25 protein-coding genes and 1 pseudogene are annotated in these 23003 nt (G+C 36.5%); 19 read left to right on the top strand and 7 right to left on the bottom strand.

The window, feature by feature from the left end:
- The 3 genes from ACB089_RS15315 to ACB089_RS15305 all read left to right on the top strand — a co-directional run bounded on the left by ACB089_RS15315 (nt 1) and on the right by ACB089_RS15305 (nt 2430).
- Complete coding sequence (locus tag ACB089_RS15315) at nt 1-1068, top strand: outer membrane lipoprotein carrier protein LolA (RefSeq protein ID WP_374967172.1); 1068 nt, start codon at nt 1-3, stop codon at nt 1066-1068.
- A gap of 10 nt (nt 1069-1078) precedes the next feature.
- Entirely contained in the window at nt 1079-1300 is a 222-nt protein-coding gene (locus ACB089_RS15310; RefSeq protein WP_374967171.1) for a hypothetical protein, read from the top strand.
- Between the two features lie 182 nt (nt 1301-1482).
- Nucleotides 1483-2430, top strand: coding sequence for an MBL fold metallo-hydrolase (locus tag ACB089_RS15305; RefSeq protein ID WP_374967170.1), 948 nt, complete (start codon nt 1483-1485; stop codon nt 2428-2430).
- On the opposite strand, the gene ACB089_RS15300 is transcribed toward ACB089_RS15305, so the two are convergent.
- From ACB089_RS15300 to ACB089_RS15290, 3 genes are read right to left on the bottom strand one after another with little or no spacing between them, the layout of a single operon-like run.
- On the bottom strand, nt 2427-3128 hold the full coding sequence (locus tag ACB089_RS15300) for a hypothetical protein (protein ID WP_374967169.1): 702 nt from the start codon (nt 3126-3128) through the stop codon (nt 2427-2429). The genes ACB089_RS15305 and ACB089_RS15300 overlap by 4 nt on opposite strands.
- 18 nt (nt 3129-3146) lie before the next feature.
- Nucleotides 3147-3500, bottom strand: a complete 354-nt coding sequence (locus ACB089_RS15295; RefSeq protein ID WP_374967168.1) for a DUF4260 domain-containing protein — start codon at nt 3498-3500, stop codon at nt 3147-3149.
- Nucleotides 3487-3927: a MerR family transcriptional regulator gene (locus ACB089_RS15290; RefSeq protein ID WP_068985599.1), complete on the bottom strand. Its 441-nt coding sequence runs from the start codon at nt 3925-3927 to the stop codon at nt 3487-3489. Before ACB089_RS15290 ends, ACB089_RS15295 begins: the two co-directional genes overlap by 14 nt.
- A gap of 378 nt (nt 3928-4305) precedes the next feature.
- On the opposite strand from ACB089_RS15290, the gene ACB089_RS15285 reads away from it, so the two are divergent.
- The 5 genes from ACB089_RS15285 to ACB089_RS15265 all read left to right on the top strand — a co-directional run bounded on the left by ACB089_RS15285 (nt 4306) and on the right by ACB089_RS15265 (nt 7945).
- Complete coding sequence (locus ACB089_RS15285) at nt 4306-5754, top strand: tetratricopeptide repeat-containing diguanylate cyclase (protein ID WP_374967167.1); 1449 nt, start codon at nt 4306-4308, stop codon at nt 5752-5754.
- Between the two features lie 151 nt (nt 5755-5905).
- A complete protein-coding gene (locus tag ACB089_RS15280) occupies nt 5906-6385 on the top strand; it encodes a DUF2975 domain-containing protein (RefSeq protein ID WP_374967166.1) in 480 nt (159 codons plus the stop codon).
- A gap of 10 nt (nt 6386-6395) precedes the next feature.
- Entirely contained in the window at nt 6396-6620 is a 225-nt protein-coding gene (locus ACB089_RS15275) for a helix-turn-helix transcriptional regulator (RefSeq protein WP_068985595.1), read from the top strand.
- Nucleotides 6621-6774: 154 nt separating this feature from the next.
- The gene (locus ACB089_RS15270; RefSeq protein ID WP_374967165.1) at nt 6775-7290 is read left to right on the top strand and encodes a sigma-70 family RNA polymerase sigma factor; all 516 of its coding nucleotides are present in this window, start codon (nt 6775-6777) and stop codon (nt 7288-7290) included.
- Nucleotides 7277-7945: a TIGR04104 family putative zinc finger protein gene (locus ACB089_RS15265; RefSeq protein ID WP_374967164.1), complete on the top strand. Its 669-nt coding sequence runs from the start codon at nt 7277-7279 to the stop codon at nt 7943-7945. The genes ACB089_RS15270 and ACB089_RS15265 overlap by 14 nt, the downstream gene beginning before the upstream one ends.
- A gap of 251 nt (nt 7946-8196) precedes the next feature.
- Here ACB089_RS15265 and ACB089_RS15260 read toward each other — a convergent pair whose 3' ends face one another.
- Both ACB089_RS15260 and ACB089_RS15255 read right to left on the bottom strand, forming a co-directional pair.
- The gene (locus ACB089_RS15260) at nt 8197-9150 is read right to left on the bottom strand and encodes a DUF2167 domain-containing protein (RefSeq protein WP_374967163.1); all 954 of its coding nucleotides are present in this window, start codon (nt 9148-9150) and stop codon (nt 8197-8199) included.
- 28 nt (nt 9151-9178) lie between these two features.
- Nucleotides 9179-9388, bottom strand: a complete 210-nt coding sequence (locus ACB089_RS15255) for a hypothetical protein (protein ID WP_068985592.1) — start codon at nt 9386-9388, stop codon at nt 9179-9181.
- Nucleotides 9389-9991: 603 nt separating this feature from the next.
- On the opposite strand from ACB089_RS15255, the gene ACB089_RS15250 reads away from it, so the two are divergent.
- The 3 genes from ACB089_RS15250 (at nt 9992) to ACB089_RS15240 (ending at nt 12568) form a co-directional block, all read left to right on the top strand.
- Complete coding sequence (locus ACB089_RS15250; RefSeq protein WP_374967162.1) at nt 9992-10183, top strand: hypothetical protein; 192 nt, start codon at nt 9992-9994, stop codon at nt 10181-10183.
- A 152-nt stretch (nt 10184-10335) separates the two neighbouring features.
- Nucleotides 10336-10917, top strand: a complete 582-nt coding sequence (locus tag ACB089_RS15245; RefSeq protein ID WP_374967161.1) for a biotin transporter BioY — start codon at nt 10336-10338, stop codon at nt 10915-10917.
- Nucleotides 10918-10993: 76 nt separating this feature from the next.
- The gene (locus tag ACB089_RS15240; protein ID WP_374967160.1) at nt 10994-12568 is read left to right on the top strand and encodes an amidohydrolase; all 1575 of its coding nucleotides are present in this window, start codon (nt 10994-10996) and stop codon (nt 12566-12568) included.
- A gap of 67 nt (nt 12569-12635) precedes the next feature.
- On the opposite strand, the gene ACB089_RS15235 is transcribed toward ACB089_RS15240, so the two are convergent.
- Nucleotides 12636-12854: a hypothetical protein gene (locus ACB089_RS15235; RefSeq protein ID WP_374967159.1), complete on the bottom strand. Its 219-nt coding sequence runs from the start codon at nt 12852-12854 to the stop codon at nt 12636-12638.
- A gap of 245 nt (nt 12855-13099) precedes the next feature.
- On the opposite strand from ACB089_RS15235, the gene ACB089_RS15230 reads away from it, so the two are divergent.
- From ACB089_RS15230 to ACB089_RS15220, 3 genes and pseudogenes are all read left to right on the top strand, one after another.
- Nucleotides 13100-14872, top strand: a complete 1773-nt coding sequence (locus tag ACB089_RS15230) for a glycerophosphoryl diester phosphodiesterase membrane domain-containing protein (RefSeq protein ID WP_374967158.1) — start codon at nt 13100-13102, stop codon at nt 14870-14872.
- A gap of 327 nt (nt 14873-15199) precedes the next feature.
- A complete protein-coding gene (locus tag ACB089_RS15225; protein WP_374967157.1) occupies nt 15200-16132 on the top strand; it encodes a stalk domain-containing protein in 933 nt (310 codons plus the stop codon).
- A gap of 172 nt (nt 16133-16304) precedes the next feature.
- Nucleotides 16305-16409 (top strand): annotated as a pseudogene (locus ACB089_RS15220) (malate dehydrogenase); the annotation flags it as partial.
- A gap of 529 nt (nt 16410-16938) precedes the next feature.
- On the opposite strand, the gene ACB089_RS15215 reads toward ACB089_RS15220, so the two are convergent.
- Entirely contained in the window at nt 16939-17385 is a 447-nt protein-coding gene (locus ACB089_RS15215) for an Imm30 family immunity protein (protein ID WP_374967156.1), read from the bottom strand.
- Between the two features lie 441 nt (nt 17386-17826).
- Here ACB089_RS15215 and ACB089_RS15210 point away from each other — a divergent pair, with 441 nt between their 5' ends.
- The 5 genes from ACB089_RS15210 (at nt 17827) to ACB089_RS15190 (ending at nt 22770) form a co-directional block, all read left to right on the top strand.
- Nucleotides 17827-18666, top strand: a complete 840-nt coding sequence (locus ACB089_RS15210) for an MBL fold metallo-hydrolase (RefSeq protein ID WP_374967155.1) — start codon at nt 17827-17829, stop codon at nt 18664-18666.
- 440 nt (nt 18667-19106) lie between these two features.
- Nucleotides 19107-19640, top strand: coding sequence for a cysteine hydrolase family protein (locus tag ACB089_RS15205; protein WP_374967154.1), 534 nt, complete (start codon nt 19107-19109; stop codon nt 19638-19640).
- A gap of 16 nt (nt 19641-19656) precedes the next feature.
- Nucleotides 19657-20202 carry a GNAT family N-acetyltransferase gene (locus ACB089_RS15200; RefSeq protein ID WP_374967153.1) on the top strand — a complete coding sequence of 182 codons (546 nt, stop codon included), beginning with the start codon at nt 19657-19659 and terminating at the stop codon, nt 20200-20202.
- Nucleotides 20203-20716: 514 nt separating this feature from the next.
- Nucleotides 20717-21562, top strand: a complete 846-nt coding sequence (locus ACB089_RS15195; protein WP_374967152.1) for an alpha/beta fold hydrolase — start codon at nt 20717-20719, stop codon at nt 21560-21562.
- Nucleotides 21563-21990: 428 nt separating this feature from the next.
- Entirely contained in the window at nt 21991-22770 is a 780-nt protein-coding gene (locus ACB089_RS15190; RefSeq protein WP_374967151.1) for a hypothetical protein, read from the top strand.
- Nucleotides 22771-23003: the final 233 nt, after the last annotated feature.

Raw genomic sequence — 23003 nt, 5'->3', positions numbered from 1 at the left:
ATGAATTGGAAAAAATCATTACGTGCAGCAGGTTTAGTTGCCGTACTAACATTTAGCTTGGTAGGTTGTAACACCGAGGCATCGTATTCACCACAGGAAATTATTGATCAAGCGTTGCAGGAAACGAAAGAGCCACTTACTTACTACGGTGAATACACAATGGATATGGGCGAGGCTGGTGGAAAAGCTCAAATCAAAGAGTGGACTAAAGATGGGAAACGACGTATTGAGATCATAGGTGAAAATGGAGAGAACAGCATTGCAGTCAACGATGGTTCACAAATTATTACGTATGATGTCAAAGCAAATAAAGCTTTAAAGATGGATATTTCTAAGGATGCATTGAACGCGTTTCCGTCACCTAGAGAACAGGCAGAGACATTGTTTAATTTAGTAAAAGATACGCATGATATATCGATTGCAGGCGAAGAGAAAATTGCTGGAAGAGATACTTTCAAACTTGTAGCGAAAGTCAAAAAAGATGATACTTTATTTGGCGATATGGAAGTTTGGGTTGATAAAAAAACATGGCTGACATTAAAAATGACAATGAACAGCGCAGGCAATAAAACAACGACTGAATATACAAAAATAGATGAAAGTGCAAAAATTGATGATACACAATTTACAATTGATTTACCAAAGGATGTAAAAGTGGAAGAAATAACTGTCGAAGAACCTGAATCAGTGACACTGGATGTAGTGAAAGAACAGCTTGGTGAATTTTTAATGGTGCCAGAAGAAAATGGTATTACTTTAGAAGAGATTTCATTAGATAAAGGGCTAGAAGATCGACCAGAGTATACTTTCAATTATGTAAAGAATGGTCAACAAGAAATTTCAGTAACGGTTTTTAAAGCGAATAGTAGTGTTTCTGAGGAAGAGCCTATTTTTGGTGAAAAAGAAATGGACATCCGAGGTCAAAAAGGTACTGTCATGGACGAGAGTAAATTCCGTTATATTGGCTGGCAAGAAAAGGGTTATCAATATGGCATTATGATGGTAAACCCTGAGCTAACAATCGAAGACCTTGCCGCTTATGCAAAACAAATGACCGTCGTAAAGTGAGGTGAATTGTATGGAGAGGAATGAATTTATAAAATGTCTCGCGTTGTTTTTATTTAGTACAGCTTTTTTATATGGTGTAGGTGAAACATATGACGTTTCATGGCTGCAATTTCATTTCTTTGGACAATACAATGAAGAAGGGTTTTATTTTAACTTTAGTTCTTTAATCCCTATACTTGGTGGCATACTGATTGTGGCATTATATGAAACGATGATTAAGCGACTTATTTAACTTCTTTTAGCGGGTGTTCAATCATCCGCTGAAAGAAGTTAATGCCTCCGGACGCAATTATGCCGAGGCATAATTGATCCTGTTGAGAAAATCCATTCTGGAAAAGAGTGGGTTTTCTTTTTTTATGTTTCTTTAATTAATGTTATAATATGTAAAAAACTTCAAAGGGGGGAGGGTTGTAAATGGCTTGTGAGAGAGTAGAAACCGAATATTTTACTTTGCATACTTTAGATGACGGTGTATTTGCTGCCATTGCTAAACCAGGTCAAGGTGCTTGGAGTAATGCAGGAATAGTTGATTTAGGTGAGGAGCTTCTTGTTTTTGACTCATTAAGTACGCCTTCTGCTGGGAAAGAGTTAAGACGCCAAGCAGAAAGTTTAACTGGTAAGAAGGTAAAGTACTTGATTAATAGTCATTATCATGGAGATCACGTTTTTGGGAATCAAGTATTTTTTGATACAACGATTATTTCAACATATGAAACACAGAAATTGTGTAATGAAAAAAATAATATTGAGGATTTAGAGAAAGAAGAGAAGGACATGAAACAATATCTTCTTCAGCTAAAAAATCAAATCGATTCAACAGAAGACAACAATTTAAAAGCAAGCCTAATCAACCAATATCAAGAAATGTCGAAAGTATTGGATGACTTATCGCAATTACAAATTGTGTTACCATCCTTGTTGTTTGAAGAAAAATTGACCATCAATGGTGCCGAACGAATGGTGGAATTATACTGTTTAGGCGGGGGACATTCACCGAGTGATACATTTATGTACCTACCAAAAGAAAAGATAGCTTTTATGGGTGATATAGCGACAGAAGACTTGCATGTACCGATTGATAACCCTGTGGAATTTTTGTCTATTTTACAGCAAGTTAAACAAATGGATATAGATACAATTATACCTGGTCATGGTAGCGTTACTAATATGGCTTTGTGTGATACATTAATCGATTATTTATCTTTTTTGATTCAAAGCTCAAAAGAGGCGATTCAACGAAAATTGCCAGTGGAAGATTTTATTTCTGCATTTGAAATCCCTAAAAAGTATAAAGAATGGAAGGGTGTAAACGGTATTAAAAAGAATCTTAAAACGATCTACACGTACCTTCAAAAAAACTAAAAAATCCACTGATAAAAAAGTGGATTTTTTAGCGTCAGCGGAATAAACACGATTGCATCGCTGATAAAAGTAACAAAATCGCTGATAAAAGCGTTCGCATCGCTGATAAAAGTAACAAAATCGCTGATAAACCCGCTCGCATCGCTGATAAAAGTAACAAAATCGCTGATAAACCCGCTCGCATCGCTGATAAAAGTAACAAAATCGCTGATAAACCCGCTCGCATCGCTGATAAAAGTAACAAAATCGCTGATAAACCCGCTCGCATCGCTGATAAAAGTAACAAAATCGCTGATAAACCCGCTCGCATCGCTGATAAAAGTAACAAAATCGCTGATAAACCCGCTCGCATCGCTGATAAAAGTAACAAAATCGCTGATAAACCCGCTCGCATCGCTGATAAAAGTAACAAAATCGCTGATAAACCCGCTCGCATCGCTGATAAAAGTAACAAAATCGCTGATAAACCTGCTCGCATCGCTGATAAAAGTAACAAAATCGCTGATAAACCTGCTCGCATCGCTGATAAAAGTAACAAAATCGCTGATAAACCCGCTCGCATCGCTGATAAAAGTAACAAAATCGCTGATAAACCCGCTCGCATCGCTGATAAAGGAAACAAAATCGCTGATAAACCTGTTCACATCGCTGATAAAGGAAACAAAATCGCCGATAAACCTGCTCACACCGCTGATCAATCTATAAAAACCGCTGATTTAAGCGATTTGCTGTAAATGAGTTTTAGTAAAGGCTTCATCATATTTTAATCCATAGCCTAGTGCACGATCTAAAAAGATATGTGCCAACCAAATAATAGAGCCCATTAGTAGTGGTGTAGATATAGTGACGAAGCCAATAATCAGGAGAATGGCTGGTAGCATGAAACTATGACCAATATTGTAAAATAAAGCGCCAACTTTTGTGTTGACGATGTAGCCTAACATGCTTACATCAGGCAGTAATAAAAACAAGACAAAATATACGAACGAAAAGTCAAAATGCCAGTAGAAAAATACAGTTACTAAAAACGCTATTACATATTCGAAAGAAATAATTTTACGTAGTTTCATAATGACCACGACCTTCCTGTAATTTTTTATACATATCCTCGATAAGTGAGCCGATCACCAGTTTATTTTCCGCATATTTCCCTTCAGCTAATAATGTTCGAGTGAGCTGTAAGGACTGTAATGCCTGCTGATAAAACAGCAATTGTTGTTCAATGTGAGTGATCTTGCTAGAGAAGAGCTGTACCGTTTCTTGATTGCAGGAATCTGAAACAGGCTTTTGCTCTAGAGAAAGTAGTTGTTTGATTTCTTGTAATGTAAAGCCAAGCTGCCTTAATACTAGAATAAATTTAATTGTATGTTCACACGTGACATCATACACTCGATAGCCATTGTCCTGTTTATTTGGATGTAGTAATCCTTCTTTTTCATAGTAACGCACGGTATCAGTAGATACATGATACTTAGTTGCAAACTGCTTGATTTGCATAATGAACACCTCCTGAATTTATCCTAACATTGGAGTATGCTCCAAGGTCAAGGTTATATTTCAAATTTTGTGAAAAGAAGTGAAACGGTCGTTTAATGGGAGCGTGGAAGGCGATAGTAGGTATTGAAGAATCTTTGCAAGCCTCTATAAGAAGGGGCTTGTTTTTCTATGTCAGGAAATTTTAGTTTTTGTACGGTCATAAAAATACGAGTCTATTTACATAGGCTAAAAAAATTTTATCGGGAGAAATTAATCCTTATATCTTATTTTTAGGTAAAATTTGCTTATTAAATTGAAAAAAATGTGCCAGAAGAATTGTAATATTTTACACATGAAGATAGTATTAAAGAAGTGAGGATTAATATGAGGGGGCGCGGCATGAACACACAAGAATTTGAAGAATTATGGATTACGCTAAATGAATTATATAATGCGAATCGCTTTTTAGAATATATAGAATTAAGTAGCGCCGCAATTGAAAGTGCCATTGAGCTTGGTATGTATAAAAAAGCAATCCTTTTATTACGTTATCGCTGTGCAAGCTATTTTCAAACAGGTGATTTGCAAGTCTCCATTAGTGTACTTGAGCAATATCGTGAATTAACCTTTCAATATGGTGATGAGATCGATTTAATCCATCATTATATTTTAGCGTCCATCTATTGGGGGACATTTGGTCATTTAAAGAAATCTGAAGAGTTTATGATCAAGGGACTAAATATTGCCGAGCGTATTCAGCATGTAGAAAGCATGGGAAAAATTTATAATAATTTAAGTGATTTAGAAATTACATCGGGAAATTATCATAAGGCAAAAGAGTTTGCTTTAAAGAGCCTAAATTACGTCAATGCTTTAGAGACGAAGGATAATAGGCCTTATACAGGAATTATTTATCCCAAATTAAACTTAGCAGTTGCTAAAATTTGGTTGGGGGAATTTTATGAAGCATATGAAATATTGCAAGAGTTACTGATGAAGATTCAGAAACCACCATATTCCAAGGTTCAATTGGAGGTTATGAATGCCTATGCTTTACTTTGCGAAAAACAAGGAAGCTTTGGTGAGGCAATTGATTGGTATCAAAAATCGAAGTATTATGCCTTAGAGAATAATGATTTATCTTTGCTTCAAACGATCTACAACTCATTAGTGAGACTAATAGAAGAGCAAGGTAATAAAATTGTCTTGTACTCGATACAAAAGGAATATATTAACATTTTACTGGAAATACAGAGGGAGAATTATGCACATGTGTTATTTGAGATGGAGTACAATGACCAGAAGAAGCAATTTGAAAAAACTTCTTATATTGATCCATTAACAAATATTTATAATCGTCGTTATTTTGATGAGAATGCAGAAAAAATGGTGGAAAAAGCTTCATTAGATAATCAGCAACTAGCGCTATTGATGATTGATTTAGACCATTTTAAAGTAATTAATGATACAAATGGTCATTTATGTGGGGATGATGCTTTAACCATTACCGCGACTACATTAAAGGAATTTTTTCATCCGTTTGAGTCGATTGTCGCTCGCTTTGGAGGAGATGAGTTTATTGTCCTTATCGAATTAAAGAAAAACGAGTCTGTTCAAACGATGGCAGAAAATCTCTATCAAGCATTAACTTCTTTGTCCTTAACAATGAATGATGAGGTCGTTCATTTGGAATTTAGTATCGGTGTAAGCACAAATAAAAAAGGGCAAATTACTGAGGTTGGGGAACTAATTCATAATGCAGATCTAGCACTCTATACGTCAAAGCGAAATGGACGAAACCAAATTACAATCAATAATCATTATAGTGAAGTGGGGAATAGTAGATAATAGAGAAGGGGCATGCCGAATATGGTGCCTCTTTTATCTTTTGTCCAATTATGCAAACGATAATAATCTCGCTAAAATAAATAAAAAATTATTGTTAAACGATAAATAATATGTTAAATTCTAATTGACAATAAATAGTGAGGTGCTTTTTATGAAACGGGAAACACTCTTTTTAAAGATGGCTGTTTTTCTTATTGGAATTCCGGTTCTTGCTTTGTGTATATTTTGGTTGCCTTGGTTCGCTAATGAAGCAGCAGAACATTATCCAAAGTTAGCTTATTTGCAATATCCCACTTTAATTGGTGTATATGTGACAGCGATCATGTTTTTCGTTGCATTATATATGGCTTTAAGACTTTTAAGCTATATTGACAAGAATGAAGCTTTTTCGGATTTGTCTGTTAGAACTTTAAAAAATATAAAATATTGTGCAATCATTATTAGTGGCATGTATGTGATAGGCATGCCTGTATTTTATCTCATGGCGGATCTAGACGACGCTCCAGGAATTATTGTAATCGGAATGGTCATTATTTTTGCTTCCTTTGTAATTGCAGTCTTTGCGGCTGTTCTTCAAAAGCTGTTGAAAAATGCCATCGATATAAAATCAGAAAATGATTTAACGGTCTGAGGTGAATAACATGCCAATGATAATTAATATTGATGTGATGCTAGCTAAAAGAAAAATGAGCGTAACAGAGCTTTCGGAGAGGGTTGGAATTACGATGGCTAACCTTTCTATATTGAAAAATGGAAAGGCAAAAGCGATTCGTTTTTCAACTTTAGAGGCAATTTGTGAAGCCTTAGAATGTCAGCCAGGAGATATTTTGGAATATAAAAGAAACGAAGACACACAAGAATCATAATACGGATTAAAAAACATAGTTAAGAATCTGCTTTATTTCAGCGAATCATCGTTGGAATTTTGCAGATTCTTTTCTTTAAAAAAATTTTTTTAAAAAAGTGAATCGGAAATGAATTGGGGTCCGTCAGTAGTGTAGAAAGAAGGTGAGGACAACCATGAATATCGAAAAAATTATTGCTGAGCACGGTGACTATTTACTAAAGGTTGCTTATTTATATGTGAAAAATGAAGCAACAGCTGAGGACATTGTGCAGGATGTGTTTATCGCCTTTTATCAAAAACAGGAACAATTTCGGCAAGAATCATCATTACGTACATATTTAGTAAAAATGACGGTCAATCGAAGTCATGATTATTTACGAAGCTGGAAAAGTAAACGACTGACACTATTTGAGAAAATTACAGGACGTACGACAGCAGTCACGCCTGAAAAAGTATTTCTTGCTAAGTCCACAAAACGAGAGCTAGTGGAAGCTTTGTTTACATTATCTGTGGCATATAGAGAAGTACTGATTCTCTATTATTTTGAGGATATGACAACCGTGGAAATCGCACAACTCGTAAGTTGTCCAGAAGCAACGGTACGCACTAGATTACAACGTGCTAGAAAGCAGCTTGCAGTAGCCATCGGTGACTATGATTGGGAGGTGTTACGCCATGAATCAATTTAAAGAAGAGGTACTTGAAGAACTTCAAGATGTAAAACTCACAGAAGCGCGAAAACAAGTGATTGCCGAAAAAGCTCGAAGTAAAAATAAACGAAAAACGAGTAGCCAGTGGCAATATCGTGTGGTGCTAGCAACGTTTACGATTTTTGTGATTGGTTTTAGTTATTTATTATCTCAGAATAAAGACCAACATAGTGGAAGTCATCAGGCTGCTAGCTTACAACAAGAAGCGGAAACATGGAGCATTTGGACATTTTTACAATACGATTTAGTAAGAGGTATATTAATTTTTAGCTTTATGGTGGGGATTGCTCTTATTGTTAAACGCGTATTAATTAAGAAAGGATATGGTCTACCAGTGTGCATTGAGTGTGGGGAAACTTTGTCGGAGAAGCAAGCTCGAAAAATGTACCGAAAAAATGGACAACTGGAATGTCCTTATTGTGGGAAAAAACAATATCGCACAAGAAAATCAATGCAAATGGGTGGTATTTTAGCTTTTCCAATTCCTCTTATGGCTTTGATGCAACATTTTATTGATAATTTTTCTATAGGGATTATTTTCTTTTTAGCAGGTGTTTTTATTTATTATCGTCTATTAGCACCATATGTATTTGATTTACAAGAAGATGATCCTATGAACGATCCGCTTTGGTAATCATTTTATGAAAGAAATTACTAGTTCAAACTCTTGTACGTTAACTGCAAATGAGTGATTTAGCAAATAAAAACTGTTGTCAATCTATTTTGATGTCTCCAACTATATAAGGCGCTTCTTTAAATGAATAAACGATATGAAAAAGCCCCTCCCAATCACTCGGCAATCGAGCGATTAGGAGGGGTTTGATTATTCCTATTTTTCGAACAATTCAATAACCACATCCGTGAAACGTTTAGCGGTTATTACTCTTACGAATTAACCTTGCTGCGGTCACTCTCCTGGTCCTGTGCCGGTTGCTCTGACTCTGCTAGCTGTTCCGGTTGTGTCGGTTGTTCCTCCGACTGCTCTTTCTTCGATCCGATTCTTCTGCGAATAAAGCCAAAAATCGCGCCACCTACTATCACAAACACGATCCCAAACTTCTTCAATAGAGGGATGAGCACAGCAAACAATCCCGCTTTTTTGGCAACTGCTAAACCCGCGCCTCCAAGAATTAATCCAGTCAAGCCGAATTCAGCTTCCTTATCGGTTTTGCTGTCAAAATCCTCATACCGCTGGCCCTGCTTTAGATGAAACTGCGACAGGATCATGTCGTTAAACACTTTACGGTCCGCTTCCAAATTCGCCGGATCTGAGACAAGTATTGCCGAGATATTACCTTCGCGCGTTAGAATTCGCACGTTGTAGTTAATAACATCGTTGTTCTGATAATCATGTGCCAATAAAGACCACGACAAACTGTGTAAGTCGTTGTCGTAGAATGGAGCAACATCCCATTTGTCAACGAATAGCTGATTTTCAGGACTTACCTCTTTATTCATTTCTTCTGTGCCTTCTTTGTAGCTTTTCAGCAAGGCGTCAGCATCGATTTCCGCTTTCTCGTCGTCTTTTATATGTCCAGATTCTTCATATTCGAAATAAACGGTCCAACTCTGTGCTTCATCCTTTGGGAAAACCACACCGATTTCTAACCCGCTCGCTTCCATTCCGTTCTGCGTAATGTACTTTTTCGTATTTTCTTCATCAAGAAAAAGAAATTCGCTGCCTAACTGCAGTTCCGCTAAATTGGTTCCCACGTCGACTTTCTGTCCACCTTCTATCCATTTTAGCTCCTCTTCGGCGAATGCGGGAACCGCACACACCATCATCATAAAAGTTATAATAGTTACTGATTTTAATAGTTTTGCAATTAACGATTTCAAAAATAGCTTCCTCCCAAACCATGTTTTCTTACGCTGCAGACGACTTGTCCTTCTTGGCTTTAAATAAATGAACGCCTATTAGAACGGCGCCGATACATGCAAGCGCAATTTCGGCATAGGTTTCGCCTCCGCCAAAAATCTTGCCAAAAACGGTGAATAATTTGAATTGCAGACCGAATAGCGGTAGTATGAATGCCCCTAACCCCAAAACTAAAAATAAGATACCAAGATTTTTCATAATTAACCTCCTTAATAATGGAAAAAAATACTTCTGTAGATTATCATATTACCCAAAATATAACAACCCATTTTTTTCTAGAAATGAAAACATAATGGTACAATTTATGGCGCTTGCTCACGTTGGAGACTGAGACACCCATTCTTCGTATTCTGGATACGGGTCTTTTTCCGAACAACTTTCAATCTAAAAAGGACTAATTATTATTAAATCACGAACACTAATTGGAGATTGTTAACGAATCGTATATTTAATAAGCATATCAACCAAACAAATAAGGGGGTTATCTGGCACATCACCAATAGTTGTGGATGACAATTGTTAAAACGTATGCCATGTATATAAGTTGATTGGAGTGGAGGCTGGGTGACTCCTTGGGGATCAGCGATAGGGGAACGAAGGCTAAGAGCATCACGTCCTGTGATAACGCCTTCGTGACCAACATCCTGTTGCCCCGAGACCCTGGAGCGAGCCACTAGAGGAACGAAGGCTAACAACATCACGTCCTGTGATAACGCCTTCGTGACCTACATCGTGTAGGCCCAAGCGGCTCATCGGACGCCCCCAGGAAGCTCTGCTCTGTGCGAAAGCGAAGCGTCAGCAATGTTTTATCTGTGCGAAAGTGCAACGACAGCAACAACAATGTTTTATCTGCGCGAAAGCGAAGCGTCAGCGGCAAATGTTTTATCTGTGCGAAAGCGAAGCGTCAGCAACAAAGCGCCCAGTCGGAACGGAAATCAACCACACGTTATGGTATTAAAAGAGGACGATCCTATGAATACACCACTTTGGTAATGGATATTATGAAAAGAAATTGCTAGTTCACTATAGTAATTTCTTTTTTTATAGCAATTTTTCGAAATAGATTGACAACAGTTTTCATTTGCTTTATCTTTGTGTTAACTTATTTATATTTAGAGTTAACGCACAAAGGGAGGCAATTTAGTTTGAAAAAGAGCAGTACATATAATTATGTGTTGGCGGCATTTGGTGCAGCGATTATCGCCGTGTTAGCACAAGTAAGCATTCCATTACCATTTTCACCTGTACCGATTACAGGACAAACATTAGCAGTAGGCTTAATCGTAACAATTTTAGGGACAAGACTTGGTACGTTTTCAGTACTGATATATATTTTACTTGGCGCAGTAGGTCTTCCAGTATTTAGTGGCATGTCGGGAGGATTTGCAATTTTGGTTGGTCCAACAGGTGGCTATATTGTAGGCTTCCTCGTTACGGCAGTTATTATGGGCTTATACTTAGATAAATTTGGCATTACATTGTTCCACGCTATTATTGCGAACCTGATCGGGATGGTTGTGACATTAGCATTTGGAACGGCTTGGTTAAAAGTTGCAGCAGACTTAAGTTGGACTGCAGCATTTATGGGCGGTGTAGCACCATTTATCGTTGTCGGTATTCTGAAAGCTGTTCTAGCAGCATGGGTTGGCGTAACTGTTCGTCGACGTTTAGAAAGTGCACATTTAATTTCTTTCAGCGGGTTACAAACACCCGCTGAAAGAAATTAAAGCCTCCGGCCGATTCAGGACGCAATTATGCCGAGGCACAATTGATTAGAAGCGATTGCATAGGAGGAGAATTGTTTTGGCAACGTTATGGACAGGTGGAACAATTTACACGATGGCGCAAGTTGGCGAAACAGTTGAAGCAGTCCTTGTAGAAGATGGAAAAATTGTGGCGACAGGCTCAGTAGATAGCCTGTCGCCACATGCTACTTCTATTCAAGATTTGCAAGGAAATGTGATGTACCCAGGATTTGTTGATAGTCATTTACATATTATTGGCTACGGGGAAAAATTAAAGCATATTGATGTATCGAACGTTAGACGTAAGGACGAGCTGCTGGCAATTATTCGTGAGCGGATGACAGACGTTCACGCTGATCAATGGGTCATCGCAATAGGGCTTAATGAGACACAATTTGAAGTTCCTATGTTCCCAACATTGGCGGAGCTTGATGCTCTGGGTGAAGCGCATCTCATTATTAAGCGGAGTTGTCACCATTTAATCTTAGCAAATTCTAAGGCATTAGCATTTGCAGGCATTACAAATGATACCCCTTCACCAGAGGGGGGCGTGATCGATAAGGTGAATGGACAGCTAACAGGTGTATTAAAGGATGTTGCCTTGTATATGATTGTTAACCATATGCCCCATATTACGCCTGAATATATTGAGGATGCTCTCGAGAAGGCAGTAGTATCACTGCAATCATACGGCTTGGTTGGTGGTCATTCTGAAGATTTAAGCTATTATGGGCCACCGATTCAACCAATAAAAGCTTTTCGAAAGATCGTCGAGGCGCAGCAATCATTTAAAGTTCATTTATTGCAACACCATACAGTATTTGAAGAAATTGCTCAGATGCAGGAAACATCTTCTCCATATTTGGAATTTGGTGCAATGAAGATCTTTATCGATGGTGCCTTTGGAGGACGTACTGCTGCATTACGTCAACCGTATTGTGATGAGTTAGACAATTGCGGTATGCTTGTGCATTCAACAGAACAATTACAGGAATATGTTCAACTTGCTCGTCAGCATGGACAAACAGTAGCGGTGCATGCCATTGGAGACTTAGCCATTGAGACGATTTTAGACGTATTTGCCGCCTATCCGCCTCGAGAGGGTCAAGTAGATCGTGTTATTCATTGTAGTTTGGTTGATGAAGATCTCTTAGAAAAACTTGCTTCATTACCGGTTGCAGTGGATATGCAACCGCAGTTTGTGCAGGGAGAATATGCAGCAGAACTAGCTAGACTAGGGGAGGAAAGAGCACAAGGCTTGCATCCGTTAAAATCGCTGCTTGATCGTGGGCTAGTTGTTGCAGGTGGCAGTGATGCCCCGATTGAAGTGCCTAATCCCTTGTACGGTATCTATGCTGCAGTAACAAGGAGAAATTTTGGAGAGACGCATGATGGCTACAACCCACAGGAGAAAATTTCACGCTTTGAGGCAGTAAGGCTTTATACTGTAGGAGCTGCACAAATAATAGCTCAAGATCATGTTCGAGGTAAGATTGAAAAGGGCTATACAGCAGACTTTACAGTACTAGAAGAAGATCTTTTTACAATAGATATCGAAAACATTCCTCAAGTTAAAGTTACATATACGGTTGTTGATGGCCGTATCGTTTATAAAAATCGCTGTAAAGAATAAACTTTACAGCGATTTTTTTGTGATGTTAGACCAAAAAGAAAGGGATAGACTTTAAAGGCTTTTCCCACTATCCTCTTTCTGATAAATCTTTCACTTGTTGCTCTAGTCTTTTAACTTGTAATGTTAAATCTTCAACTTTTTGCTGAAGTGTTTGCTGAGGAGGTAAGGGAGCTGTAGACTTCATTTTTTTAATCATATTAATCATCACGAAAAAAATGGAGAGGAAAATAACAAAAAGTACGGTTGTACTAATGATATCTCCGAAGTTATAGATTGTTTGTCTCATAATGGTTTCTCCCCTTTCAAATAGTATCAATTATATTATCTACTGAGTTACATGCAAAAAAGTTTCAAGAAAATGTTTGGAGCCACCATAAATACATAAATCTTATTCATCATCCTCGCATATTATATGGGACAAATTGTATTTCTATAGATAAAGGTAATTTAAAATAAGCAGATTATCATATCTTATAAAAAGCGTAAACATGCTGAAGTTGAAGTGCGACAGCTATGGACTGGGGTGAATGAATGCATAAAGCCGGACAAGTAATGCGACAAGCCATCTACAATATTTATAAGTATCGCATTGATTATATACAGGTTTTCGCACTGATTAGGTTATTTCAGTTTTTATTAATAATGCCGGTGACAACGATCGTATTTAAGGTAATGCTACAAGTAACAGGCTATACACATATTACTGAGCAAAATATTCAAAGCTTTATGGCGCATCCTTTTGTGATCTCGATGATTATTCTTTTGGTCATGGTCATTTTGTTATGTATTTATTATGAAATGGGCTTTCTTTTTTTAATGGCCTTTCACCAACAAAAAGGTAATCGTTATCGATTTTTACACATATGGCAGCAGCTCAATCGTAAGGTCCTTTCTTTTTTTAGTGTGCAAGTTCTTTTTTTAGTTGTCTATATAGCCCTTTTACTCCCATTAGCTTCATGGATTCTACCGCAAACAATATCTCAAACAATCTCACTTCCACATTTTTTAACAAATGAAATAATGAACAGTCGCTCTGGTAAGCTACTCTATGCTGCTGTTGTGATTGTCTTAATAATAGTAGGTATTCGTAGTTTTTTGACCTTGCCGATTTTTACAATCCAACCAAAGATATCAATCCTTCGATCCTTGATACAAAGTTGGCGTTTTTCAAGACGTGGTTTAGTTTTACTCCTTATAGTATTAGCCGTGCTTTTAGTGGGTCATTTACTCGTAATGCTAGGAATTACAGTGATAAGCACATTGCCATTATATTTGTTGGAGCGTTTTATGCCGAGTGCAGCACTTGTTACAGCAGGGATGACGCTCGCTTTTTTAGAAATGGTTTTCGTCGTGCTATTTAGTTTACTGCAAGCAACATTTTCACAAGTAATGGTAGCTATTACTTATAATACACCTATTTTAAGTAAGTTAAGGTTTACGCCGAAGTTTAAAAAAAGGAGCTATAAGCCATTATCCATCATTATTTTGATTGTTTTCATCGTATTAAGTGTCATGAACACTATTTCACTTGAGAAAAGTGTCTATGCACCAGATACAAAAATTATTGCTCATCGGGGTTATACAACAGGTAATGTGGAAAATACGATTAGTGGTCTTGTAAGTGCCGCGAGTGCTGGGGCAGACTTAATCGAGATTGATATTCAGCAAACAGCAGATGGAGAATTCGTTGTCTTCCACGATCGAACATTAAGAAGATTGACAGGTAAAAATGGTGCCATATCCAATATGACGCTTGGTGAATTAAAGACGCTGACAATCCATGCTAATGGCTTTAACGATAAAATTTCATCTTTAGATGATTTTATTGAAGTAGCAAAGGCTCTAGACGTTGCCTTGCTGATTGAATTGAAAGTGCATGGTAAAGAAACGGAAGATGTATTGCCAAAGTTAGTAGAAAAGCTAAAAGTTTATAAGGTACTCGATACACACTATGTGCAGTCATCAGATCTACAAATGATGGCACAACTAAAAAAATTGGCACCCAACTTACGTGTGGGTATTGTGTATGCATTAAATATCGGACCTATGGTAGAAACTGTAGATTTTATTTCACTTGAGGAATCTTGGATAACAGATCAGCTAATCGCAGAGCTGAAGCAACAAAAGATGGATTTGTTTGTATGGACATTGAATAAAGATCATTCATTACAAGAATTTATCGAGAAAAATGTCAACGGAGTCATTACCGATCTTCCAGATGTCGCCTTGGATATCCGAACAAAGCAAAGTGAGCATCAATATTTTTTACAACGTGTTTTAAATCGGCTTCAATCTATATTTTAAAAAAGACGCTTTTAATCGGAGCAATCCACGCGGGAGAAGTGAATTCCGCACGAGAGGAGCGAATATCGGCGCGGAGCAAGAGAATACCCGAGGAATCGAGGTAAATACCCGCGCGAAGGAGTAGAATATCCGAGAAAGCGAGGTGAATCCCCACGAACCAAACAAAACACCCGTCCAAACAGCAAAAGTAAAAAAGCCGTGATTCTTCATCATAAAAAGAATCACGGCTTTTTGAGTCATTATAAAAAAATGTTGGTAATCTTGTAACCTTTTTCATTTATAACCGACTACTACTATGAATTTGTAAAATGAGGGAGAGGCTTTATTATGAAAATGAAGAAAGTTGTACCATTTGCTATGACAGCATTACTAATTGGGGGTGCTGTAGTAGCTCCATCCGCATCAGCAAACGAAGGAAATGCAGGTGTAACGAACACTACTGAAAATAAGGAGCAAAATCCTCAGGTTGAGCCGGTTTTTATTAAAGTAGCTGGAACAGTTGACAATGTTGAACAACGTGATAAGGCAACGTACTACACTGTTAAAGAGGGCGAAGATACAAATGTTTTAGTCGTAAATGATGATACACTTGTATTCGATAATACGGGTAAAGAAGTAAAACTACAAAAAGGTGATAAAGTCACAGCATATACATATGCAAATAAACCAATGCTTACGATTTATCCACCACAATATAACCCAGAAGTAATCATTGTTGAAACAAAAGAAATGGGAACTGTTGAAGTAGACTTCTTTAATAAAGAATTAGTGAATACGGATAACACGTTAAAACTAAATGTTGGTGAAGAAACAGAATTACTTAGCCTATCTGGCAAAGAAGTAAAGGCTGAGGATCTAGCAGAACAACATTTACTAGTGTTCTATACAATCGCAACTATGAGCATCCCAGCACAAACACCGCCTTCAAAAGTAGTCGTTTTAGATACGATTGCAGAAGAGTCGGGTGAGGTGGATCCATCTGAATCTGCTATACAAGAAATCATTAACAATGACTTTTATGAAGTTGAAGGTACAAAAATGGTACCACTACGTTTAATTGCCGAAGAATTGGGCTATAAAGTAGAATCAACAGGAAAAGGCGCAATGATCTCTAAAGGTGCAGTATCTTACACAATTACACGTGGTCAAAAAGAATACGGCTATAATAAAGCAATTCGTCACTTTAAAGTAGCACCAGCTTTATTAGAACCAACGAAAACATATGTACCAGTTGAATTTGTTGAGGAATTAATGAAATAAAATGTTGTTTACCCCTTCATATTATCTATGGAGGGGTTTTATTGTGATTATTGATTGGAGTGTTGTGGTTTTATGTGTATTTGAGTGTGGTTTGTCATTAATTTAAAATTGCTAGGTATAGCTTAGTGTAGCGAAATAATGTTTTAATTAAGATTAATAGTATGAAAATAGCAATGGTAGAGCTTATTATGCCACAACAGCATCTATCGTCAAGCTGATTGAAGCCATTGTTAAAGATATACGAAGAGTTATGCCAGTGATTGCCTTTTGCAGGGGGAGTATCGTCTTTATTCAATAATAAAGACAACTAAAATGTCATTGATTTAGGTTGGGGCGTAAGAAAAAATATTGGATAGTTCTTCAATTGATTGTTCAATAGAGTTGCCGCTTTTTCACTAACGAACAGTTTTTAGTAAATGGGAAGGAGAGGAATAATTTATGTTATTTTTGCTTTGGCTTGTCATACCTTTATTAGGAGTTTTATGGTTTTTAAATTTTACTACTTTTTTGAAGAACTTAAAGAATGGAAAAAGCACTCATAACCAAAATGTTTTAGGAGCAGTCATAACTTTTATTTTTATCTTAGCTCTCATGTACTGCTATGCTGGAACCCACTAAATAAAAAAGAGCACTTAACATACTTATCAGCTGAAGAATTCATAATTATCCCAAAACGAAAAATGAACTAAATTCTCAGAGACACCTACGAAAAGAAGAAAGTTTCGTTTTGGGGCGTCTCAAAATGTTAGCTTGATGGACATGTGGTGCTACTCCATACCTAAATCATTTCTTGGAACGAATCAAATTTATTCATACGTTCCTATGATCTCGTCTATTTTATCTTTAAACCGGTCCGGCGTATCTATTCTGATCGATTGAAGTAATTGAATAAGAGGTTGTCTTTGATCTGGTTCAAATGTATGGAGATATTCTTTGTACCATATACGAGATTGATCATGATTTAGAATTCTACGATGCATCGTATCTGCCCATTCTGCCGCTCTTTCCATCATTCGCGGAGTAGCTAACATGACTTGTTTTAGTGCATCCTTCCATTCAAATGCTTCAATACAATGAATCAAACCATACATAACCTCAGGGGACTCTGTTTCATCATCAAAAACGAGACAAAGATCATAAACCAACACAGGGTTAGACAGGTCAACTTGAGCAAGTGTAGCTTCGAATGTTTCGAATTCCTCTATGGAGTAGAATAGCCTATTCTGATATAGTATTTCTGCAATTTTGTGCATTTGTCATCATCCTTTCTTACCTTTACAAGAATATGTTTTGTCATATGAACAGTAGTATCGTTAAATTTGAATCTACATTACATATTCCAGAATCAAAAATTGATCTAAAACTTTAAACTCTTATCCACTTTATTTTCAGTTAGAGGAACTTCTTTCAAATTTAAAGATTTTATCTGTTTACCAAATTGTACCGCATATTATTTTATTACACAAAAACCATTGTTGTAAAAGGGCGATACAAACTGATCATATAACAACTGTCTTTTTTTGTTATAATTAACAAAAAAGGTTATTCACCATAACGTGTGGTTGATTTCGGTTCCTCTGACACTGACCCCAAGGAGTTGCCCAGCCTCCACGCCAATCAACTTATCTAAGGCCTTGCGTCATTCAGATGTCATTCGCAATTTTTGGTGATGAGCCCAAAAAGTGAGGTATTATATGAAATTAACCGTTTTAGTAGATAATAATACTTTAATTGATCGCTATTTTTTAGGGGAACCTGCGCTATCCTTTTTTATTGAAGAAGATGATAAACGTATCCTTTTTGATACCGGATATTCTGATGTCTTTATAAAGAATGCAGATAAAATGAGAATAGACTTAAGAAATCTCGATTATGTTGTCTTATCACATGGGCATTTGGATCATACATGGGGACTGACACATTTAATTAGACTACACATGGAAGCTAAAAATGAAGCAATAATATCCAATACGCCCAAGATTATTGGGCATCCATTGATTTTTAACACTAAACTAGTTGATCCTGTAGGAGAGATAGGGAGTATCATATCTCATGAAAAGGTAAGTAGACATTTTCCAGTCCAATTAACTAAAGAACCCTTATGGTTAACCGATCGACTAGTATTTCTAGGGGAAATTAAAAGAAGATTCGATTTTGAAGGAAAAGATTCTATAGGGCAAGTTGTTACAGATCAAGGGAGCGTTAACGACCTCGTTAGGGATGACACAGCAATAGTTTATAAATCTTCAGAAGGGTTAGTTATTATCGTTGGATGTGCACATTCTGGGATATGTAACATTATTGAATATGCTAAAGAGGTATGTCAGGAAGAGAGAGTAGTTGATATTATCGGAGGATTTCACCTATTAAATCCGACTAAAGAGCAGTTAGATCATACAGTTCGTTATATAAAAGATCTTAAACCAACTAAGCTTCATGCTTGCCATTGTACAGATTTACATTCGAAAATAGCTCTTTCAACGGCTGCTGTTTTAGACGAAGTTGGGGTAGGATTACAACTTTTATATTTATAGTTTTAACTTAGTTAGCAAATAAAAGTGCTACCTATATTCCACTCCGATGAAAGAACTAAATCATCTTTCATTTTCTGTGGTGAGTGCTAATTTTTGCGGCGCATTTATTTCATTGGCGTTATATTGTCAGTCGTACTACTTATGTTTATGGGCGAAACATAAAAATCTATAACAAACGTTTATAGGTTTATTTTTATACTTTTTTATATTCATTCACAACAGTAGAGTCCATTTTGATTACACTTTTTCAAAATGGAGTATTTTTATTAGTGATTAATCAAGGAGCAGGTGAGGTGAAAAGCGAAGCGGTTCATCAGACGTCATGCTGAAAGCGCCTAGATAAAAAGGGAACCTTCCTCATTTCTCGAAATTTTCTTTAAATGGAAAATGAATTTCTATACAATAAGATAATTAAAGTCAGATTCTTAAAGGAGAATGAGATGAAGCAGACATTAATTATTATAGATATGCAGGAAGCCTTCTTTTTGGATGACCAAAACTACTTATTTGACTCTAAAAAAGTAGTAGAAAACATTAATTCTTTGATTACTTCGGCACGACATAGCGAAGTCCCAATCATTTTTATCCAGCATACGGATTCAAATGAAGACGATGATTTTGCGTTTGGCAAGCCAGGCTGGGATTTATATCATGAGCTTCTACGACAACCGGAGGATAAAGTCATACAAAAAACAACGTGGGATGCATTTTATCAAACAGAATTGGCGCAATATTTACAAGAACAAAAAATTGAGCAGCTTATTTTTGCAGGAGCTCAAACAGAGTTTTGTCTTGATACGACCATTCGAAGTGCTTATAGCCATGGTTACCACCATAATATGTTAGTCGAAGATGCACACGCTACATTGGATAGTCAGGTATTAGAGGCCCAACAAATAATAAAACACCATGAATCCATTTGGCATAATCGATTCGTGAGCATTCAGCCGAGTACGTTTTTTATAAATAAGTAGTAGAAAGGATTTAACAATGCTAATAAACAGCCAAGAATTTTATGTAAATGAACTTCATTATACAATTAGATCCGCCAAAATAGAAGATGCCGAAGCATTATCTGCAATAAGATTACAACTTGATGGAGAAACGGAAAACTTTGATAGAGAACAAGGGGAAGCTGTTATCGATACAAAAGGTTTCGAGCAGATCATTAAAGTTGACACAGAAAGTCCAAGGAATTTGTGTTTAGTAGCAGTGGTCGATGATCGCATCGTCGGATTCTCTAGATGTGAGGGGTCTCCATTAAAAAGATTTGCTCATAAAGTAGATTTCGGCGTAGGTGTATTAAAGGAATTTTGGCGCTATGGGATAGGGAAAAATTTCTTAAAAGCATCGGTAGAATGGGCTGACGCTAATGACATTAAAAAAATGGCCTTGAATGTTTTAGAGACAAATGACAAAGCGATATTGCTCTATAAAAAGCTTGGCTTTGAAGTTGAAGGCGTCTTAAAAAATGATAAACTCCTTTCAAATGGTAACTATTATAATACGATTGTCATGGGAAGAATTAAGGCATAATTTTATAATAAACCCAGCTAAGCAAATAGGTGCTTAGCTGTTTTTTTTACAACAAAAACAACTTGCTTCTCAAATTGGCTACGAAAAAATGAACTGGATAAAAGATCCTTTGCAAACACGTAATGCCTATTTGAATATAACGAAATTACATGGAGTTTGTGATACGTATATTGAGAATTGCTATGGCAAGATGGAAGTCTAAATGGTGGTCTCCCATCTGATCGTTTCCAAATAGATTGATGGATTAATAGTGATTATGTAAATCAATTTGAAAAAAGAATATGGCAACCCCTCTGTACTTGTTACATGGTTTTACAATAAGCAGCGGGGAATCAATGTAAAACGTTCAAAGGTAAAGTCTCTTGTAGCAAAAGCAGCATAATAATTGAGGTTAAGACTAACAATTATTTTATGAGGCGTGCTCTTTAACTAACGGTGCAGGTTAGTGGAAGAAAGGATATTTTAATAATGTGTAGAAATAAACAAATATAAATAATTTTAAACAGGGGGTTTTATGAAGGATATTAGTTTATGTGTTAAAGAGTTTGATGTCCATTATTACGAATTTGGAAAGAACACTAAACCCACAATAGTCTGTTTACACGGACTTGGAAATAGTGGGGCAGTCTTTTCCGAGTTAGCTGAATACCTAGAAGATGATTTTCATATATTATCTTTCGATAATCCAGGTCACGGAGGCACATCTCCTTTTGTAAATGAAGATGGTTATCTATTTTCAAGTCTTGCAAAATGGTTTAACGATGTATTCGAGCAAGTCTTAAAAGAACCCTTTTATATTTTGGGCCATTCTTGGGGAGCTGATATAGCATTACACTATGCTAAAATGTACCCTAAAAAAATTAAAGGGGTTATCTTACTGGATGGTGGCTATACGTTTCCAGATTTCCAAGAAGATATGACCTTTTCTAAAGTATATGGTGGGTGGAATGATTATATGGAGCATTCCTCGGTTTTTGACACTTGGACCGATGTAACTGGGGAGTACCGACAATATACTGACCGATGGAATGAAAAAATTGAACAAATGGTTCAAACACTTTTTATTAAAAGAGAAAAATATGAACTTATCAGTTCAAAGTTTACTATATTATCTATTATTAAAGCATTTTTTAGAGAAAGTTTTACAACAGCTTATCCATACATAAAATCACCATTGATTCTTATCCACGCAACTCATCCTAAAGAGTTAATAAACGCTAGAAGAACTGGAATCAACAAATTAAAACAGCATATAGAAAATGTCACCATTGTTTCAATAGAAGCAACTAATCATATGGTTCATTGGGATAACCCCAAAAAAGTAGCTAATGAAATTAATACCTGGGTATCTAAATGTTGAGCTACGTGGCGATTGCAAAAAAGAGCAGTCGCATCGATGAACTTTTCTTATGCTGCTAACGGGGTGCTTTCCTTGAAGATCAAGAGGCTGGGACAAAACTGGTTAAAACCTTAAAAAGCGAGGGAACTCAATTTTAGAAACGTTGATTTCCCTCGCTTTTCTGATGTGAAATTTTTTAATTTCGCTTGAAAAATGTACTTATGTCCCAGCCTCTTTCTAATTGTAATAACGGGGCAGTATAGTTGGAAGAGGAAAAAATTACATATATAAATTAAGGCAATACATAGTTATGATTTGATAGGTAAAGTATTCTATGGATGAGAATACAATCTAAACTTGGTTAGAAAATTAAAAGAGGTAAACATTTATCTTGTTCAATTAATGAGGTGCGTTAATTAAAGACATTTATAGAGCAGGAAGGTGTTAATGTGGATGAGTTTGAGAATATTATGGCGGAATTTAATGATTGGTTAGTAGATGCAAAAAAGCAAATAAAGAATTCGGGTCAAATCGATCAATCAAAGTTAGATGCTTTTGTAAAGGTTATTGCAGTGTTGGTCAGTATTAAACAGAAGTACGCGGACAAATTGTTAGAATTACGCTCTGCTGCGGAGGAGAAAATTGTAAGGTTAGAGTATTCTAAAGGAGGAGAAATAATCCATCGTGGATACTACTGTCCGAGCCCCGTTTTAGACTTAATCGTTGGTGGGATGAAAAGGGGTAGACTGTTCAAAAAGAAGAAACCTGAATTCGGGAATTACTCTTACGAATATGGCTTTGATAAGGCCGGCAGGTTGCTTCGAGTAAAGGGTGTGAATGAGTTTACAACACCAGACAGTAGATTTGACGAAGAGTATTTGATATACATTGATGATATTGTTTATGGTTTAGAATTTGATAATTCAAGCGAGTTAGTAGTAGTGTCCAAGTGCATTTACGAAAACGAAAAATTGATGAAGTATGAACGAAGTGGTTGCTGGATGGAGGAATTTGCCGATCTTCAGTATGAGGAATACAAGTACGAAAACAATTGGCTTTCTGAAGTTGATTACTTTTATAATATTTCACCACTATTGGAATCGTACGAGGAGCAAAGATTACGCGTAGAACACGATGAAGTTGGCAATATCATTAGGATAATTGGCAGTACAATTGTTAAAGGAAAATCAGAGACGCATATATATAATGTTAAACCGCTTAAAAAATAAGTGGGTGACCTGAACTATAACGGGATTGAGACTTTTGTTGAGCTAACGAGGAGCATTCCTGTAATAGAGAATTTGCTCGCTCCCCTTTAGTTTGTGAAGAAATTCACTTAAACTCCCATGAAAGAACTAAATCATCTTTCATTTTCTGTGGTGAAGTGCTGATTTTGCGCTTCATGGATGGCTAACGGGGGCAGTTTTGTTATAGAAGGAAATTTTTAAGTGAATGGCGAATT

Origin of the sequence: Lysinibacillus sp. RS10, assembly GCF_041956855.1 — a bacterium.
GTDB classification, from domain to species: Bacteria; Bacillota; Bacilli; order Bacillales_A; family Planococcaceae; genus Lysinibacillus; species Lysinibacillus xylanilyticus_A.
Note: the sequence above shows the minus strand (reverse complement) of the source record. Positions and strands in the feature narration are given on the sequence as shown.

What these genes read in the sequence shown, in the direction of transcription:
- ACB089_RS15315 (WP_374967172.1), top strand. Translation starts at nt 1, where the DNA reads ATGAATTGGAAAAAATCATTACGTGCAGCAGGTTTAGTTGCCGTACTA.
- ACB089_RS15310 (WP_374967171.1), top strand. Translation starts at nt 1,079, where the DNA reads ATGGAGAGGAATGAATTTATAAAATGTCTCGCGTTGTTTTTATTTAGT.
- ACB089_RS15305 (WP_374967170.1), top strand. Translation starts at nt 1,483, where the DNA reads ATGGCTTGTGAGAGAGTAGAAACCGAATATTTTACTTTGCATACTTTA.
- ACB089_RS15295 (WP_374967168.1), bottom strand. Translation starts at nt 3,500, where the DNA reads ATGAAACTACGTAAAATTATTTCTTTCGAATATGTAATAGCGTTTTTA.
- ACB089_RS15290 (WP_068985599.1), bottom strand. Translation starts at nt 3,927, where the DNA reads ATGCAAATCAAGCAGTTTGCAACTAAGTATCATGTATCTACTGATACC.
- ACB089_RS15285 (WP_374967167.1), top strand. Translation starts at nt 4,306, where the DNA reads ATGAACACACAAGAATTTGAAGAATTATGGATTACGCTAAATGAATTA.
- ACB089_RS15280 (WP_374967166.1), top strand. Translation starts at nt 5,906, where the DNA reads ATGAAACGGGAAACACTCTTTTTAAAGATGGCTGTTTTTCTTATTGGA.
- ACB089_RS15275 (WP_068985595.1), top strand. Translation starts at nt 6,396, where the DNA reads ATGCCAATGATAATTAATATTGATGTGATGCTAGCTAAAAGAAAAATG.
- ACB089_RS15270 (WP_374967165.1), top strand. Translation starts at nt 6,775, where the DNA reads ATGAATATCGAAAAAATTATTGCTGAGCACGGTGACTATTTACTAAAG.
- ACB089_RS15265 (WP_374967164.1), top strand. Translation starts at nt 7,277, where the DNA reads ATGAATCAATTTAAAGAAGAGGTACTTGAAGAACTTCAAGATGTAAAA.
- ACB089_RS15255 (WP_068985592.1), bottom strand. Translation starts at nt 9,388, where the DNA reads ATGAAAAATCTTGGTATCTTATTTTTAGTTTTGGGGTTAGGGGCATTC.
- ACB089_RS15250 (WP_374967162.1), top strand. Translation starts at nt 9,992, where the DNA reads ATGTTTTATCTGTGCGAAAGTGCAACGACAGCAACAACAATGTTTTAT.
- ACB089_RS15235 (WP_374967159.1), bottom strand. Translation starts at nt 12,854, where the DNA reads ATGAGACAAACAATCTATAACTTCGGAGATATCATTAGTACAACCGTA.
- ACB089_RS15230 (WP_374967158.1), top strand. Translation starts at nt 13,100, where the DNA reads ATGCATAAAGCCGGACAAGTAATGCGACAAGCCATCTACAATATTTAT.
- ACB089_RS15225 (WP_374967157.1), top strand. Translation starts at nt 15,200, where the DNA reads ATGAAAATGAAGAAAGTTGTACCATTTGCTATGACAGCATTACTAATT.
- ACB089_RS15215 (WP_374967156.1), bottom strand. Translation starts at nt 17,385, where the DNA reads ATGCACAAAATTGCAGAAATACTATATCAGAATAGGCTATTCTACTCC.
- ACB089_RS15210 (WP_374967155.1), top strand. Translation starts at nt 17,827, where the DNA reads ATGAAATTAACCGTTTTAGTAGATAATAATACTTTAATTGATCGCTAT.
- ACB089_RS15205 (WP_374967154.1), top strand. Translation starts at nt 19,107, where the DNA reads ATGAAGCAGACATTAATTATTATAGATATGCAGGAAGCCTTCTTTTTG.
- ACB089_RS15200 (WP_374967153.1), top strand. Translation starts at nt 19,657, where the DNA reads ATGCTAATAAACAGCCAAGAATTTTATGTAAATGAACTTCATTATACA.
- ACB089_RS15195 (WP_374967152.1), top strand. Translation starts at nt 20,717, where the DNA reads ATGAAGGATATTAGTTTATGTGTTAAAGAGTTTGATGTCCATTATTAC.